Source organism: Paraburkholderia sp. JPY465, from assembly GCF_050436725.1.
Classification (GTDB): Bacteria; Pseudomonadota; Gammaproteobacteria; order Burkholderiales; family Burkholderiaceae; genus Paraburkholderia; species Paraburkholderia youngii.
The window spans coordinates 149,204-163,494 of sequence record NZ_JBNDMT010000006.1; the positions used below are offsets into that span (position 1 = coordinate 149,204).

12 protein-coding genes and 1 tRNA gene are annotated in these 14,291 nt (G+C 65.7%); 3 read left to right on the forward strand and 10 right to left on the reverse strand.

The annotated features are described in order from the left end of the window. Positions 1 to 84: 84 nt before the first annotated feature. The gene (locus tag QFZ94_RS33985) at positions 85 to 2,364 is read left to right on the forward strand and encodes a VTT domain-containing protein (RefSeq protein WP_429462400.1); all 2,280 of its coding nucleotides are present in this window, start codon (positions 85 to 87) and stop codon (positions 2,362 to 2,364) included. Further along, positions 2,361 to 3,113, forward strand: coding sequence for an endonuclease/exonuclease/phosphatase family protein (locus QFZ94_RS33990; protein ID WP_410851722.1), 753 nt, complete (start codon positions 2,361 to 2,363; stop codon positions 3,111 to 3,113). Before QFZ94_RS33985 ends, QFZ94_RS33990 begins: the two co-directional genes overlap by 4 nt. A gap of 18 nt (positions 3,114 to 3,131) precedes the next feature. Here QFZ94_RS33990 and QFZ94_RS33995 read toward each other — a convergent pair whose 3' ends face one another. From QFZ94_RS33995 to QFZ94_RS34020, 6 genes are all read right to left on the reverse strand, one after another. Beyond that, on the reverse strand, positions 3,132 to 4,493 hold the full coding sequence (locus tag QFZ94_RS33995; protein WP_368586408.1) for a c-type cytochrome: 1,362 nt from the start codon (positions 4,491 to 4,493) through the stop codon (positions 3,132 to 3,134). Next, on the reverse strand, positions 4,490 to 5,440 hold the full coding sequence (locus tag QFZ94_RS34000; RefSeq protein WP_429462403.1) for a cytochrome c oxidase assembly protein: 951 nt from the start codon (positions 5,438 to 5,440) through the stop codon (positions 4,490 to 4,492). Before QFZ94_RS34000 ends, QFZ94_RS33995 begins: the two co-directional genes overlap by 4 nt. Continuing rightward, positions 5,437 to 5,766, reverse strand: coding sequence for a hypothetical protein (locus tag QFZ94_RS34005; protein ID WP_176122875.1), 330 nt, complete (start codon positions 5,764 to 5,766; stop codon positions 5,437 to 5,439). Before QFZ94_RS34005 ends, QFZ94_RS34000 begins: the two co-directional genes overlap by 4 nt. 14 nt (positions 5,767 to 5,780) lie before the next feature. Next, positions 5,781 to 8,408 carry a cytochrome c oxidase subunit I gene (gene ctaD / locus QFZ94_RS34010; RefSeq protein ID WP_429462405.1) on the reverse strand — a complete coding sequence of 876 codons (2,628 nt, stop codon included), beginning with the start codon at positions 8,406 to 8,408 and terminating at the stop codon, positions 5,781 to 5,783. Next, positions 8,405 to 9,469: a cytochrome c oxidase subunit II gene (gene coxB, locus QFZ94_RS34015; RefSeq protein WP_429462407.1), complete on the reverse strand. Its 1,065-nt coding sequence runs from the start codon at positions 9,467 to 9,469 to the stop codon at positions 8,405 to 8,407. Before coxB ends, ctaD begins: the two co-directional genes overlap by 4 nt. A 78-nt stretch (positions 9,470 to 9,547) precedes the next feature. Then, positions 9,548 to 10,756, reverse strand: a complete 1,209-nt coding sequence (locus tag QFZ94_RS34020) for a zinc-dependent alcohol dehydrogenase (RefSeq protein WP_429462409.1) — start codon at positions 10,754 to 10,756, stop codon at positions 9,548 to 9,550. A 359-nt stretch (positions 10,757 to 11,115) separates the two neighbouring features. Between QFZ94_RS34020 and QFZ94_RS34025 the strand changes: the two genes are divergently transcribed. Further along, the gene (locus tag QFZ94_RS34025; RefSeq protein ID WP_429462411.1) at positions 11,116 to 12,879 is read left to right on the forward strand and encodes a RecQ family ATP-dependent DNA helicase; all 1,764 of its coding nucleotides are present in this window, start codon (positions 11,116 to 11,118) and stop codon (positions 12,877 to 12,879) included. A gap of 50 nt (positions 12,880 to 12,929) precedes the next feature. On the opposite strand, the gene QFZ94_RS34030 is transcribed toward QFZ94_RS34025, so the two are convergent. The 4 genes from QFZ94_RS34030 to QFZ94_RS34045 all read right to left on the reverse strand — a co-directional run bounded on the left by QFZ94_RS34030 (position 12,930) and on the right by QFZ94_RS34045 (position 14,288). Next, on the reverse strand, positions 12,930 to 13,112 hold the full coding sequence (locus QFZ94_RS34030) for a hypothetical protein (RefSeq protein ID WP_368592935.1): 183 nt from the start codon (positions 13,110 to 13,112) through the stop codon (positions 12,930 to 12,932). A 157-nt stretch (positions 13,113 to 13,269) separates the two neighbouring features. Then, positions 13,270 to 13,342 (reverse strand) — tRNA-Lys (locus QFZ94_RS34035). A 68-nt stretch (positions 13,343 to 13,410) separates the two neighbouring features. Continuing rightward, entirely contained in the window at positions 13,411 to 13,818 is a 408-nt protein-coding gene (locus tag QFZ94_RS34040; protein WP_429462414.1) for an Hsp20/alpha crystallin family protein, read from the reverse strand. A gap of 26 nt (positions 13,819 to 13,844) precedes the next feature. Beyond that, positions 13,845 to 14,288 (reverse strand): Hsp20/alpha crystallin family protein, encoded by a 444-nt coding sequence (locus QFZ94_RS34045; RefSeq protein ID WP_368586415.1) that lies wholly within the window; start codon positions 14,286 to 14,288, stop codon positions 13,845 to 13,847. Positions 14,289 to 14,291: the final 3 nt, after the last annotated feature.

Genomic DNA, 14,291 nt, shown 5'->3' on the forward strand with positions numbered 1-14,291 from the left:
GCCTTTCAGGCATCGCAAGCGCGGCTGCGGACGCCGCGGCACGTATCTTGCGGGTCGTTTCCGCAATGTGACCGCGAACCTGTCATGAATGAATCCTTCTTCGAGCCGGGACGCAACTGTGAGAGCGTGCGTCATGCGAATCGCTTCACCCTGCTGATCGACGGAGCCGATTATTTCCGCGTGCTGCGCGAGGCGATCGCGCGCGCTGAGCGCACGGTGTTCATCCTCGGCTGGGATATCGACAGCCGCATGAAGCTCACGCCCGAAGGTTCGAACGATGGCTTTCCCGAAGCGCTCGGCGACTTTCTGCACGCAGTCGCCGCGCAAAAGCGCCTGCTGCGCGTCTACATTCTCGCGTGGGACTTCGCGATGCTCTACGCGTTCGAGCGCGAATGGCTGCCGGTGTTCAAGATGGGTTGGCGCACGCACCGGCGCATCGCGTTTCAGATGGACGGCAAGCATCCGTTAGGCGGCTCGCACCACCAGAAGATTGTCGTAATCGATGATTGTCTCGCGTTCGTCGGCGGACTCGATCTCACGCGTTCGCGCTGGGACACGCAACAGCATCGGGCCGATGATCCGCTGCGCCGCGATGCAAACGGCGCACGGTATCAGCCGTCTCACGATGTCCATTCGATGTTCGATGGCGAGGCCGCGCGCGAAATCGGCATGCTTGCGCGCGAGCGGTGGGCACGCGCGTGCAAGAGACAGCATGCAATCCACACTCAACCCGTGCCGCCGACGCAGGACCCGTGGCCGCCGTCGCGCAGCGTAGAGCTGGAAAATGTCGACATTGCGATCTCGCTCACCGAGCCCGCATACCTGGGCCGCGAGAGCAAGCAGCAAATCCGCACCCAGTATCTCGATGCGATCGCGCGTGCGCGCCGCAGCATTTACATCGAGAACCAGTACTTCACGTCGGCATCGATTGGCGCGGCGCTGAGCGAATCGCTCGCGCGAGAGGATGGTCCGGAGCTGACGATCGTCGTGCCTCGCAATCAGACCGGCTGGCTGCAAAAAGTGACGATGGGCGTGCTGCGCGCGCGCCTGCACGGCATTCTCAAGGCCGCGGACAAGTACGGCCGTTATCGCCTGCTGAGTCCCGACGTACCGGGCTTGGGCGAATCCATCGTCAACGTGCACAGCAAGCTGATGATCGTCGACGACGAATTGCTGATCGTCGGTTCCGCGAACCTGAACAATCGCTCGATGGTGCTCGACAGCGAGTGCAATGTATCGATCGATGCGGGTGCCGATGCACGCATCCGCCGTGCGATCGCGAAGATGCGCGATACTTTGCTCGCCGAGCATCTCGGCTGCGAAGTCGCGGACTTCGTGCGCGAGCGCGATGCGCGCGGCAGCGTGACAGAGGCGATTCATGCGTTGCAGCGCGATCGCACGAAGCATCGAACGCTCGTCGATCTCGATCCGCAGGTCTCGCCCGAACTCGATCAACTGATTCCGCCAGATGCGCTGATCGATCCCGAAACACCCATCGCCGCGAACGAGCTCATCGATCAGTTCGTGCCCGCCGAGAAGGCGCGGCCGCTGATTGGACGATATGCGTTGCTCGGCGTGCTCGCGTTGCTGGTCGTCGGGCTCGCGGCGGCGTGGCACTGGTCGCCGCTCGCCAGCTACCTCAACCTGAAATCATTCGCGAATGCGACGCGGCAGATCGAGGCGCTGCCGCTTGCGCCGCTGTGGATCGTGCTCGCCTATGTCGCGGCGGCCGTCGTCTCCGCGCCCGTGACCTTGCTGATCGCGACGATGGGAGTCGTGTTCGGCGCGGCGTGGGGCGGCCTGTATGCGTTCATCGGCACCACCGTGGCCGCTGCGACGTCGTTCTGGATAGGCCACCGGCTCGGTCGCGATGCGGTGCGCAAACTCGCGGGCGCACGCGTGAACCGGCTGTCGGAGCGTGTGGCGAAGCGCGGAATCGTCGCGGTCGTCGTGTTGCGGCTCCTGCCGGTCGCGCCGTTCGCGATCGTCAATCTCGTTGCAGGTGCATCACACGTGCGCATGCGCGACTTCATCATCGGCACGATGCTCGGCATGGGTCCGGGCATCTTCCTGACGGTTGCATTCGCGCATCAGTTGGTCGCTTCGTTGCGGCGTCCGACAGCCGGCTCGTTCGCCGTCCTGATCGGCATTGGCGCGGTGCTGATCGGATTGTCGGTGCTGTTGCAGCGCTTTCTCGGCAGATCGGGCACGAGCGACACGCACGAAGGCGCCCCGAGCGATGCTGACAAGCCGCGCGCCAGCGATGAAGCCAAACGCGCGCAGCGTTTGCGCGAGCACAGCGGGATGCCTCGCGATGCCGCGGGCAAAACGTCATCACGATGTCAGGACGAGGCCAGCTCATGACCCTGATGCACGAGCCTGGCATCGAGCGGCCACGGATCACGCTTGCGCGCGAACGCGAACTGCGCATCGGGACTTACAACCTGCATGGCGCGGTGGGGATCGACGGCAAGTTCGCGCCGGAGCGCATTGGCGAGGTGCTCGCTGAAATCGATGCGGATATCCTCGCTCTGCAGGAAGTGCCATTGGGCGGCGCGAGTTCGCCCGATGTGCTTGCCGTGCTGCAACGCATGACGAGCCTGGAAGCCGTCTCCGGCCCAACATTAGACACGCCCGCGCGACGCTTTGGCAACGCCGTGCTGACGCGCTATCCGGTGCGCGCGGTGCGCACGCTAGACCTGTCTTTCAGGAGCCGCGAGCCGCGCGGCGCGCTGGACGCCGATATCGATTGCAACGGCGACCTGTGGCGCGTCGTAGCGACGCATCTGGGCCTTGCCTCCAGCGAACGGCGCGCGCAGGTGGAGCAGGTGTTGCAGAGCTTCGACACGCCCGCGCTGCCCGTCATCCTGCTCGGCGATCTGAACGAGTGGTTCGTGTACGGCCGTACACTCAGGCGGCTCGTCACACATTTTCATCGCGCGACCGCGTTGCGTACGTTTCCTACGCGCTTTCCGCTGTTCGCGCTGGATCGCATCTGGGTGCATCCTGGCGAACGGCTGTTGCGTGTCGTCGTGCATCGCACGCCGCTTTCGCGAATCGCGTCGGATCACTATCCGTTGATCGCGCATATCAGCGCGTCGGTCAATGAATGATCCGCGCGCGGCTCCCCGCTATTTGTGCAACTCGCTGCGCAACGTCGCCACGTCGTTGGCGGTGATGGGCTGCGCATTGTTGCCCCAGGCGCCGCGGATGTACGTCAACACCTGGGCGATCTCGACGTCGGCGAGGGTCGTCGCGAACGCCGGCATCGACTGACGCGGTGGGCCGCTTTGCGTCGTCGGACTGTTGCCGCCTTCGATCAGCAGCCGGATCAGCGAAGTCGTATCTTCCGCGATCACCGAAGGGTTGCCGGCGAGCGCGGGAAACGCGTTCGGCACGCCGCGTCCGTCCGCGTGATGACAGCTCGCGCAGAACGACCGGTAGACGTTGAAGCCGACGCTCAGCGAGTCGGCCACGCGGCTGCCGTTCGCACTCGAACGCGCGGGATCGGCGCCGTCCGTATAGGTGCCCGACGGCCGCTGGGCCGGCAGCGACTTCAGGTAATGCGCGATCGCGTGCAGGTCCTCGTCGGTCAGATATTGCGAGCTGTCCTCGACCTGTTCGACCATGCTGCCGTACGCGACGACGCCCGCGCCGTGGCCGGTCTTCAGGAACGCGGCAATGTCCGCGGCGGAGAGACGGCCCAGTCCCGAGCCCATGTCGCCGGTCAGGTTGGGCGCGAACCAGTGATCGTTGACGCCGCCCGCCAGATAGTGGCTCGACGACTCGTCAAGGCCGCTTTCCTGATAGAACATGCCGCGCGGCGTATGACATGCGCCGCAATGTCCCGCGCCTTGCACCAGATAAGCACCGCGATTCCAGATCGCGTCGCTTTGCGGGCGCGGCACGTATGGCTTCGATGGCACGAATACCATCTGCCAGAAGCGCAGCGCCCAGCGCTGGTTGAACGGAAACGCGACGTCCGAGCGCGGCGTCGGTTTCGCGATCGGCGCGACGCCGTGCAGCATGTACTCGTATAGCGCGTGCACGTCCTCGTCGCTGAGCTTCGAGAATGACACGTATGGCATCGCCGGATAGAGCCGCTTGCCGCCGCGTGCGACACCTTCGCGCAGAACGCGCTCGAAGTCTTCGTAGGTGTAGCGGCCGATGCCGTACTGCGGGTCCGGCGTGATATTGCTCGACACGATCGTGCCGAACGGCGAACCCATGCCAAGGCCGCCCGCGTACGGCGCGCCGCCCTGCGGCGCGGTGTGGCAGCCGGCGCAGTCGGCGGCTTTCGCCAGGTACTCGCCACGCGCGAGCCGGGACGGATCGAAGCTCGCCGCGCCGCCCGAAGCCGGCGCGTCAGTGCTCGCCGCCGCCGCATCCGTCGCGGCCGCCCCTCCGCCGAATGCGATCGCCAGCAGCCCAACGCCCACCGCCAGCAACGCACCCGCTGCCGCCGCTCGCACCACCGTGCGCCTTCGCATCATCGCGCGCCCTCCCCGCGGGCGCGCGCCGCGTCGTGCGTGAAAGCCGGCTGCCGGTCTGCGCGGCTCAGCCAGCGCGCCGCGACGAGCAGCCCGCCGGTCAGATAGGCCAGCGCGCCCGGCACCCACATGATCAGTCCGCCCAGTTGCTGATCGTGCAGAGGATCGATGCCCAACGCCGCGCACGGCTCGACATACGATGGATACCATAGGCCCGGCGCGAGCGTGATCAGCGCGCCGAGCGCACTGGTGTGAACCATCGTCGTGAACAGCGACAGCATCGCGTGTCCGCCATTGCCGCGGCGCGCGCCGTCGCCCGTCACGGTCCACCAGAAGAGCAGCGCACTGAGCAAAAAACTGGCGTGCTGCAACGTATGCACGGAGCGATGCGCAAGCGCGGCGTCGAACAACGTCGGCGCATGCCACCCCCACAGAGCGACCGCGTGCAGCGCCCACGCGACGAGCGGCGCGCTCAGGCAGCGCCACGCACGCGCAACCGGGCGAGCGCGCACCGCCCGCCCGAGCGCCAGACGCGCGCGCCGGGGCAGCGCCCACATCCATACGGCGAGCGGACGCCCGGCCACGCACAGGGGCGCCGCGATCAGCATCATCGATTCGTGCTGCACCATATGCGCGGAAAACAGCGCGCCGGACAACGTATCGAGCGGCGACATCAACGCGAGCACGAGTGCGCTCCAGCCGCTGGCGAAGGCCAGCAGATGCAGCCTGCGCGAGCCGGCGCCGCGCCGCTGCGCGCGCGAGCGTCGCTGCAGCCGCGCATAGCCGATCAGATACCCGCCGATGCTGAGCGCCATCAACGCAACGACCCACGGCTCGAAGCTCCAGCCGAACGACAGGGTCGAACGATCAACGGACGACAGTTCATGCGCGGTAGCCGCCGTGCCGGGCAGCCAGGCCGCGCATGCGAACCAGCGAAGTTGCCTTCTCATCGGCAAGCGGGCAGCAGCCATTGCGGAAACCACATCGCGAGTTGCACGAGCGCGGACAGCGCACCGACGATCATCGCCATCAGCGCGAAAAAACCGGCGCGCGCGGCGCGCGGAGCATACGCTGGCGCGCCGCGCGATCGTTCGGCACGCCAGCGGCCGTAGGCGAGCCACGTGGCAAGCGCGCAGAACGCGAACGCGGCCGCGCTGACCGCATGCATCGGCCACGCGGCGCCGCTCGCGCAGGCGAGCCGGATCAGCGCATAGTCGACGCTCTGTGTGGCGAGCACCGCCGTGGGTGCCGCGAGCAAACCTAGCCAGATGTCCATCGGCACCTCACGAATCAGCCGTGCATGCGCGGCGCCAGGTACAGCACCGCATAGATCGGCAGCCAGCTCAACACGACGAAGTACCAGTAGATCGCGTTCTCGCTGGTGTCGAGCAGCCGTTTGCCTTCGAATGGACCGATCTTCAGCAACAGCGCGAGCACCGCGGTATCGACGGTATCGGTCACGAGGTGCGTGGTATGCAGCCCGAGCAGCAACCAGACGATCGACCCGTAAGCGTTCGCGTACCACATCACGTTCAGCGCCGTGAACTCGAAGCCGCGCAGCACGAGGAAAGCCAGCGCGAATGCGAGACAAACGCTGAGCCACAGGCATGCGCGAGCCCGTTCGCCACGCTCCGCCGCGCGCTTTGCGAGCTGGTTCGGCACGAGGCTCAGCAACAGGACCACCGTGTTCAGCGTGCCCCACAGCAGCGCGGGCGGCGGCGCGTGCATCGGCCACGCCGCGTTCACGCCGCGCAGATAGAAGTACATCGCGACCGCGATCGCGAACACGGTGCCTTCGATCGCCATCAGACCCGCGGTCGCCCACCACATCAGGCTGCGATGGCTGAAGTCGAAGCTCGGCAGCGCGCGCACGTCGAGGGTCGAGACGGCGCGCGCCGGCGCATCATCCGACCCGGCGAGCGCGCGGATGTGCGGCGCTTCGTGGTGCGCTGCACCGGCGCGCGGCGACGGCCAGCGCTCCAGCGCGCGCGCCAGCGCATTACTCGCCCGCGTCGGCCAGAACCACACGATCATCGCCGCGGCGACCGGGACGGTGCCCCACCATACGGCCGTCGGTGTGAAAATCGAGCCTATGAAGAAGATCGTCGTCGCGACAGCGCTCACAAACGGCCAGATCGACGGCGTCGGAAACAGCGGGCGGGTTTCGGCAATCGCATCGAGCGCGCTCGTCGTCAGCACCTCGCGCGCGCCGGCAGTGAGGCCCGACACCGACGCCGGCTGCTGCGTCGGCTCCCACAGCGGATGGCGGCCATGCACGATCGGCAGCACGTCGAAGTTGTGCGGCGGCGGCGGGCTCGGTACGTTCCATTCGAGCGTGCCGCCGCCCCACGGATCGGCCGGCGCAGCGGCGCCCCGCCGGCGGCTGCGTACCACGTTGACGAGGAACAGCAGGACGCCGACGCCCATCAGATACGCGCCGAGCGTCGCCCCCAGATTCATCGTTCCCCAGCCGAGCCCGGCGGGATAAGTCCAGATGCGCCGCGTCATCCCATGCAGTCCAAGCCAGTGCATCGGGAAGAAGGTCACGTTAAAGCCGATGAAGAACAGCCAGAAGTGCCAGCGCCCGAGGCGCTCCCCGAGCATGCGTCCGGTGATCTTGGGAAACCAGTAGTAGAACGCGCCGAACAGCGGAAACACCGCGCCGCCGATCAGCACGTAGTGCAGATGCGCGACCACGAAGTAAGTATCGTGCACCTGCAGATCCAGCGAGACGGAGCCGAGCATGATGCCGGTCATGCCGCCCAGCACGAGAATGAAGAAGAACGCGAGCACGAACAGCATCGGCGCGCGGAGCCTGAGCTTGCCGGTCAATAGCGTCGCGAGCCAGCAATAGATCTGGATGCCCGACGGTACCGCGATCAGCACGCTCGCCGCCGTAAAGAAACTCTTGCCCAGTTCGGGCACCGTGGTCGCGAACATGTGATGCACCCAAAGTCCGAACGCAAGGAATCCGGTCGCGATCAGCGCGAGCACCATCGCCGGATAGCCGACCACCGGCCGGCGCGAAAACGTCTCGATGATCGACGACATGAAGCCGAGCGCCGGAATGAAGATCAGGTACACCTCCGGGTGTCCGAAGAACCAGAAAAGGTGTTGCCACAGCAGCACGTCGCCGCCGAGCGACGGGTTGTAAAACTGCGTGCTCACCAGCCGGTCCAGGATCAGCGCCGTGCTTGCGAGCATGATGGCAGGCATGGCGAACAGCACCATGAACTGCGTGACGAGCGTCGCCCACGCGAACAAAGGCAACCGGTTCAGCGACATGCCGGGCGCGCGCATCTTCAGAATGGTCGCGATCAGTACGATCGCTTCGAGCAGCGCGGACAGCTCGGTGAACGTGATCATCTGCGCCCAGATGTCGGAGCCCTTTCCGGTCGCATAGTCCGGGCCCGCCAGCGGCACGTAGCTGAACCAGCCCGAGCGCGGCCCCGCACCGATCGCGAACGCGATGTAGAGCGTCAGTCCGCCGAACAGGAACACCCAGTACGCGTACGCGTTCATACGCGGAAATGCGACGCTGCGCGCACCGATCATCAGCGGAATCAGGTAGCCGGCGACCGCCTGCATCACCGGCACGGCGAACAGGAACATCATCGTCGTGCCGTGCATCGTGAACAGCTGGTCGTAGAGGTCGGGACCGACGAGGCGGTTGTTCGGTCGCGCGAGTTGCGTGCGCATCGCGAGCGCGAGCAAGCCTGCCAGCAGGAAGAACGCGAACGTCGTGACGATGAACCGCCGCGCGATCGTTTTATGGTTGATCGCTGAGAACCAGCCAATCACGCCCGGCGGATCGCGCCACGTGTCGGCGAGCAGCGCGCGCGTGTCGGCGGGCGCGTCGGGTCCGTCCTTGATCGCAAGGTCGACGTGCAAGACGGGCGGGCGTTCGAGCGTGCTCATCGTAGCGTTCCGAGCCAGGCGACCAGCGCTTGCCGGTCGGATGCGGCGAGCGGCACGGTCGGCATCGTCGTGCCCGGCTTCGTCGCGTTCGGGTCGCGGATCCACGCCGCGAGGTTCTCCTGCGTGTTCGGCAGAACGCCTGCCGCGATCGTCCGCCGGCTCATCAGGTGCGTCAGGTCTGGGCCGAGCGTGCCCCGCGCCGACGTGCCCCGCACCGTATGGCAGTTCGCACAGCTGGACTGCTCGAAGATCCGCAGACCGCGTTGCACGAGCGCACTGGACGGACTGAGCGCCTCGGTCACGGCGGGCGTGGCCTGCTGTGCGCGCCACTGCGCGTATTTTTCGGGCGTGTCGGCGGTCACGAACATTGCCATCCATGCATGCTGGGCGCCGCAATATTCGGCGCACTGGCCGCGATAAATGCCGGGTTGATCGACGCGGAATTCGATCGTCGAATCGATGCCCGGCAGCATGTCCTTCTTGCCGTGCAAATTCGGCATCCAGAAGCTGTGGATTACATCGGTCGTCTTCAGCGCGATGATCACCGGGCGTCCCGCGGGCACGTGAAATTCGTTCGCGGTCGAAAACCCCGGCTGCTGGGCATCGCCGGGATAGTCGACTTTCCACCACCACTGCTCGCCGGTGACTTGGAGGTGCAACGCGTTGTCGACGGGTAAGCGTGACAGTGCGCGATCCGTCAACACGTCGGCGACGATCAGCCCGAGCAACAGCGCGACCGAGGCGATACTGACTGCGGCTACCACGCGTTGCGGTCCGCGTTCGCTCGGGCTAGCGAGCGGCGGGTGCTGGTCCCCTTCTGTATTGGTGCCTCTGTCGGTCCGGCGCACCAGTGCAATCAACACCGCTAATAGAACAGCGGCGAATACCGCTCCGCATACGATCAACGACAGGTTCCACAGCCGCACGATGTGCGCGGCCTGGATGCCGGCCGGATGCAGCGCATCCTGTGGCGAAGGCTGTGCGCGAGCTGCTTCGGCCACGCAGCAAGCGAGCGCAGCCGTGAGCTTTCGCGCATCGAGCGAGTTGGAATGAGGAGCCATGGTCAGATGGGTCCAGCGATATCGACGGTCCCGCGACGGAGAATCAGTTGAGCCGGATTTCTCATGCTCGAATGCTAGTCAAGGCACCAGCTTCACCTTGATCCAACCAGGCTCCCGCCGGTCGAACTCGCGGTACGCCGCGATTGCATCGACTAGCGGCTCGCGCTGGGTCAACACCGCGAGCGGATCGAAGGTGCCGTTGCGTACGAGTTCGATCAACCGCGGCGTCACCGCGCGATGGTTGCAGTTGCCCATGCGCAGCACCAGGTTGCGGTTCATCGCCTCGCCGATCGGAAACACCCGATCGGTCGGCGGATATACACCGATGATCGCCACCGTGCCCGCCTTCGCGACGGCGCGCACTGCCCACTGCAATACCTGCGACGGACCACTGCCGGGCTGCCAGTTGTCCCCGTCGGGCCTCGTTTGCGGCGCGATCTCCCTGACCTCCTGATCGAACTGCTTCTGCTCGCCCTTCGCTTTCTGTGCGGCGGGTCCGTGCTCCGCGCGCACCGCATCGACGCCGACCGCGTCGATCACGCGGTCCACGCCGATGCCACCGGTCAGTTGCAGGATCATGTCGACCGGGTCTTCGTCGTCGAAGTTGATCACTTCGGCCCCTTGTGCGCACGCCATGTCGAGCCGGGAAGCAACGCGATCGACCACCAACACCCGGCCCGCGCCCATCAGCTTCGCGCTCGCGATCGCGAATTGCCCGACAGGTCCCGCGCCGAACACCGCGACCGTATCGCCGGTATGAATGCCCGCCAGTTGTGCGCCGAAATAGCCGGTCGGAAAAATATCCGACAGCATGATTGCGCGGTCGTCGTCGATCTCGTCGGGCAACCGGATCAGGCTCGCGTTCGCGAGCGGCGCGCGCGCGAACTGTGCCTGCAAACCCTGAAACGGCCCAGTCGATTTCGGACCGCCAAAAAATGCGGTGCCGGCCGCCGGCCCATGCGGATTCGCGGTATCGCATTGGGCGGTATAACCGGCGCGGCAATACGAGCAGAAACCGCACGAGATCGTTGAAGGGATCAGCACGCGGTCGCCCTGACGCAGATTGCGCACCGAGCGCCCTACTTCCTCGACGATGCCGAGTCCCTCGTGCCCGAGGATCGTACCGGGCTCCATCTCGCCGAGCGTGCCGCGCACCATGTGCAGGTCCGTGCCGCAAATCGCGCTCGACGTGAGTCGCACGAGCGCGTCGCTCGGCTGCTGCAATTGCGGGTCCGGCACGTTGTCGAGCCGGATATCGCCGATCCCATGAAAAACGACTGCCTTCATCATTCACCTCCGATGCTCGATGGCGTTAGCGTCCGTCAGATCCTGTCCGACCGCGCGACTGCCCGGTGTTCTCGTGGTTCCGCGCGCAGCGACGACTTCCGCTTCGCCGGATGGGGAATCCGTTGTGCGGTCATTCATGCGGTTCCTGGATCGACCAGGTTCCCCCGTCGAGCAAACCCCATACCGAGCCACTCGTCGCGCCGCTCGTTCCGATCTGCCGCACGGTCCGGGGATTGCCCATGTCACGTCAGCAGGTACGAGCACGGCGCGAGCCCGCCCGTGTCCCCGTCGAGGTACGGTGGTTGCTACGTCGCTGGCTGACTAGCTGCACCCCAGGCCAACCGGCGTTCCCGATCTTCATGACTGACACCGACACCACGCGCGACATGTCTGCCCGTCTGAACGCGATGCGCAGGACGCTGCGTGAGGTGTTCGGCATCAGCCGGCTGCGCCCCGGCCAACGGGAGATCGTCCGCAGCGTGCTCGAACAGCGCGACACGCTCGCGGTGATGCCCACGGGGGCCGGCAAATCGCTGTGCTACCAGTTGCCGGCGTTGCACCTCGACGGTTGGACGCTCGTCGTATCGCCGCTGATCGCACTGATGAAAGACCAGTTCGACAAGCTGCGCGAGGCCGGCATCGACGCCTGGCGGATCAATAGCGCGGTGCCGGCTGCCGAGCTGCGCGAGACTTACGACGCGTTGTGCGGCATGCGCCGCGGTATCGTGTTCGTCACGCCCGAGCAGCTGACGCGGTCCGAGCTGCTCGACGCATTGCAGGCGGGCTCGCGCCAGCGCATCAAGCTCGTGGTCGTCGATGAGGCGCACTGCGTATCGCAGTGGGGCCACGATTTTCGCCCGGCGTTCCTGCGCATCGTCGATGCGGTCAACGCGCTCGGCAGGCCGCCGATCCTCGCGCTGACCGCGACGGCGACGCCCGACATCCGCGAGGACATCGTGCGCTCGCTCGGGCTTCACGAGCCGCGCATCGTGAACACCGGTGTGTATCGCGACCACCTTCACTATCGAGTGACGCAGGTGTCGGTGGGTGGCGGTCGACAGCGGGCATCGACGCGCGCGAGAGAGGCGAAGACGGCCGCGTTGCGTACGCTGCTCGCGAGCGGATCCGGCCGAGGCATCGTCTACACGGCGACCGTGCGCGAAGCCGAACGACTCGCGGCGACGGTGCGCAGCTGGGAAGTTGCCGCCGCCTGCTATCACGGCCGCATGTCCGCACGCGAGCGGCACGATGCGCAGGAGCGTTTCGTGTCGGGCGACGTGCGCGTGATGATCGCAACCAACGCGTTCGGGATGGGCGTCGATATTCCCGATATCCGCTTCGTCGTCCATTACCAGATTCCCGGCAGCATCGATGCGTATTACCAGGAAAGCGGACGCGCGGGACGCGACGGCAAGGTTGCGCGCTGCGAGCTGCTATTCGATCTGAACGATCGGCGCGTGCAGCAGTTTCTCGCGCTGGGCCGCTATCCCGATGCTGCGCTGCTGCGGCGGATCTGCGACGCGCTCGCGCAGCGCGCGAAAGCGCCCGCTCCTGGCGTGACCGCGCGCGAGCTGCTCGACGCGGTGCCGGACGTGGGCCGCAACAAGCTCGCCGTGGCGCTGAAGATGCTGACCGACTCGGGGCACGTATCGCGCAGCCGCCTACAGCGGTATCGGCTACGCGAGCGCGGCCCCGGGCGTGGACGCGATAGCGCCGAGGACAGCGCGATCGAGGCCGCGGTCGAACGCTATGCGCAGCTCGCGACCCGCGATCGAGATGCACTCCAGCAGATCATCGATTACGCGCAAACCGGCGGCTGCCGATGGCGCGTGATGCTCGAATATTTCGGCGATGCGCAGGGATTCGAGCGTTGCGGCACTTGCGACAACTGCCTGAACCCGCTCACAGCGACGCTCGAAGCGCAACGAACCGCCGCCGACGATAAACGGCCGCCGCGCCACGCCAGCACAAAGGCGCGCTTCGGCCGCGGCGACGCAGTCCGCGTGCGCAAATACGGCTCGGGCCACGTGGTGTTTTCAACCGACGAGCAGGTCGCGGTGCTGTTTCCCGATGGCACGACCCGCACCTTCATGGCGAGGTTCGTGAAGGCCGAGCTCGAGTGATGGGCGGCAACGCGACGGACAGTTCTACAGGCGAGACGCTGTGCGCATCATCATTGGCCGCCCTTTTCCTGCGATGGCTTCACTTCGGACAGGTCTTCTTCTTTGACTTCTGCTTGCCGCACGTTCGTGCCGTCATCGCCGGATTCGGAAATGTCCGTTTCGAACGTGCCTTCGTTGCCCGTGTCGGCGTCGGCAGGTTTCGGCGTTTTCGGCTGTTGTTGCTGGGTCGTCATGATTTGCTCCTTGCAGTGTCACACGGCGCGTGATGCCGCGCGTGAACATCACTCAGCATGGACGATGCCCGGGAGCACAAGACGTTTCATCGCCACGAAGTTCGCACTCACAAGCAGGCGCGAATTGCCTGTCGTGTGCGCCAGATAGGAACTCGTATGGGCCGTACCGGATTCGAACCAGTAACCAACGGATTAAAAGTCCGCTGCTCTACCAATTGAGCTAACGGCCCGGCGAGCCAGATCGTCACCCGCTGCGGGGTAATCCTGGCGTCGGTGCTAGCCGATGTCGATGGCTCGTTCAGTCGGTACGCACTTCGATGCGGCGCGGTCGCGCTTCGTCGCGGCGCGGTATCGTCAGCTTCAATACGCCGTCCTTCAGATTGGCTTCGATTTTCGACGCATCGAAGTCGGCGCTCATCGAGAACGCCCGCGCGAAATGCGGCTGACGGATCTCCGCATGCTGCAGACGCAGTTCCGCCGGGGTCGGCACCATCGCCTCGGCTTCGATGTACAGGTTGCCATCGTGGACCTTGACCTCCAGCCGCTCCCTCGTCACGCCCGGCAGATCCGCCCACAGCGTGATGCCGTGGCTGTCCTCGAAGATGTCGACCGGCGGCGTCAACGTGATCCGGCGTTGCGACGCCTCACCGTCGCGCTGGGTCACCGCTGTTTGCTCCTTTCTGGCGAGTTCAGTCGTGTCGTTCATGATGTCCTCCGTAGTTCTGTCGGTGCTCACTGAACGGTGATCGCGCGCGGCTTCGACGCCTCGCTTTTGCCGATGCTCACCATCAGGCATCCATTGGTGTACCGCGCGCTCACCTTGCCAGGGTCCGCGTTTTGCGGAAGCTCGACCACGCGCCGGAAACTGCCGGCGAATCGCTCCTGTGCATAGGTGCGCGCATCGTCGCCGCGGGTTTCCGGTTGCGAGCTCGCGCGCTCGCCGCTGATGGTCAGCAAGCCCTTGTCTAGCGATACTTCGAGCCTGGCCGGATCGACCCCCGGCGCGAACGCGACGACCTCGATCGAGTCGTCGGTCGAACCGATGTTGATCTGCGGGAAGGCGCCGGCGCGGCCCGAACGGATACTGGAAGGGAAGCCGCCGAAGAGGCTCGCCATCTGCCGTTGCAGACGGTCGAACTCGCTGAACAGATCGGCCCCGAAGTAAAGGTCACTCATGAT

What these genes read in the sequence shown, in the direction of transcription:
- QFZ94_RS33985 (WP_429462400.1), top strand. Translation starts at nt 85, where the DNA reads ATGAATGAATCCTTCTTCGAGCCGGGACGCAACTGTGAGAGCGTGCGT.
- QFZ94_RS33990 (WP_410851722.1), top strand. Translation starts at nt 2,361, where the DNA reads ATGACCCTGATGCACGAGCCTGGCATCGAGCGGCCACGGATCACGCTT.
- QFZ94_RS33995 (WP_368586408.1), bottom strand. Translation starts at nt 4,493, where the DNA reads ATGATGCGAAGGCGCACGGTGGTGCGAGCGGCGGCAGCGGGTGCGTTG.
- QFZ94_RS34000 (WP_429462403.1), bottom strand. Translation starts at nt 5,440, where the DNA reads ATGAGAAGGCAACTTCGCTGGTTCGCATGCGCGGCCTGGCTGCCCGGC.
- QFZ94_RS34005 (WP_176122875.1), bottom strand. Translation starts at nt 5,766, where the DNA reads ATGGACATCTGGCTAGGTTTGCTCGCGGCACCCACGGCGGTGCTCGCC.
- ctaD (WP_429462405.1), bottom strand. Translation starts at nt 8,408, where the DNA reads ATGAGCACGCTCGAACGCCCGCCCGTCTTGCACGTCGACCTTGCGATC.
- coxB (WP_429462407.1), bottom strand. Translation starts at nt 9,469, where the DNA reads ATGGCTCCTCATTCCAACTCGCTCGATGCGCGAAAGCTCACGGCTGCG.
- QFZ94_RS34020 (WP_429462409.1), bottom strand. Translation starts at nt 10,756, where the DNA reads ATGAAGGCAGTCGTTTTTCATGGGATCGGCGATATCCGGCTCGACAAC.
- QFZ94_RS34025 (WP_429462411.1), top strand. Translation starts at nt 11,116, where the DNA reads ATGACTGACACCGACACCACGCGCGACATGTCTGCCCGTCTGAACGCG.
- QFZ94_RS34030 (WP_368592935.1), bottom strand. Translation starts at nt 13,112, where the DNA reads ATGACGACCCAGCAACAACAGCCGAAAACGCCGAAACCTGCCGACGCC.
- QFZ94_RS34040 (WP_429462414.1), bottom strand. Translation starts at nt 13,818, where the DNA reads ATGAACGACACGACTGAACTCGCCAGAAAGGAGCAAACAGCGGTGACC.
- QFZ94_RS34045 (WP_368586415.1), bottom strand. Translation starts at nt 14,288, where the DNA reads ATGAGTGACCTTTACTTCGGGGCCGATCTGTTCAGCGAGTTCGACCGT.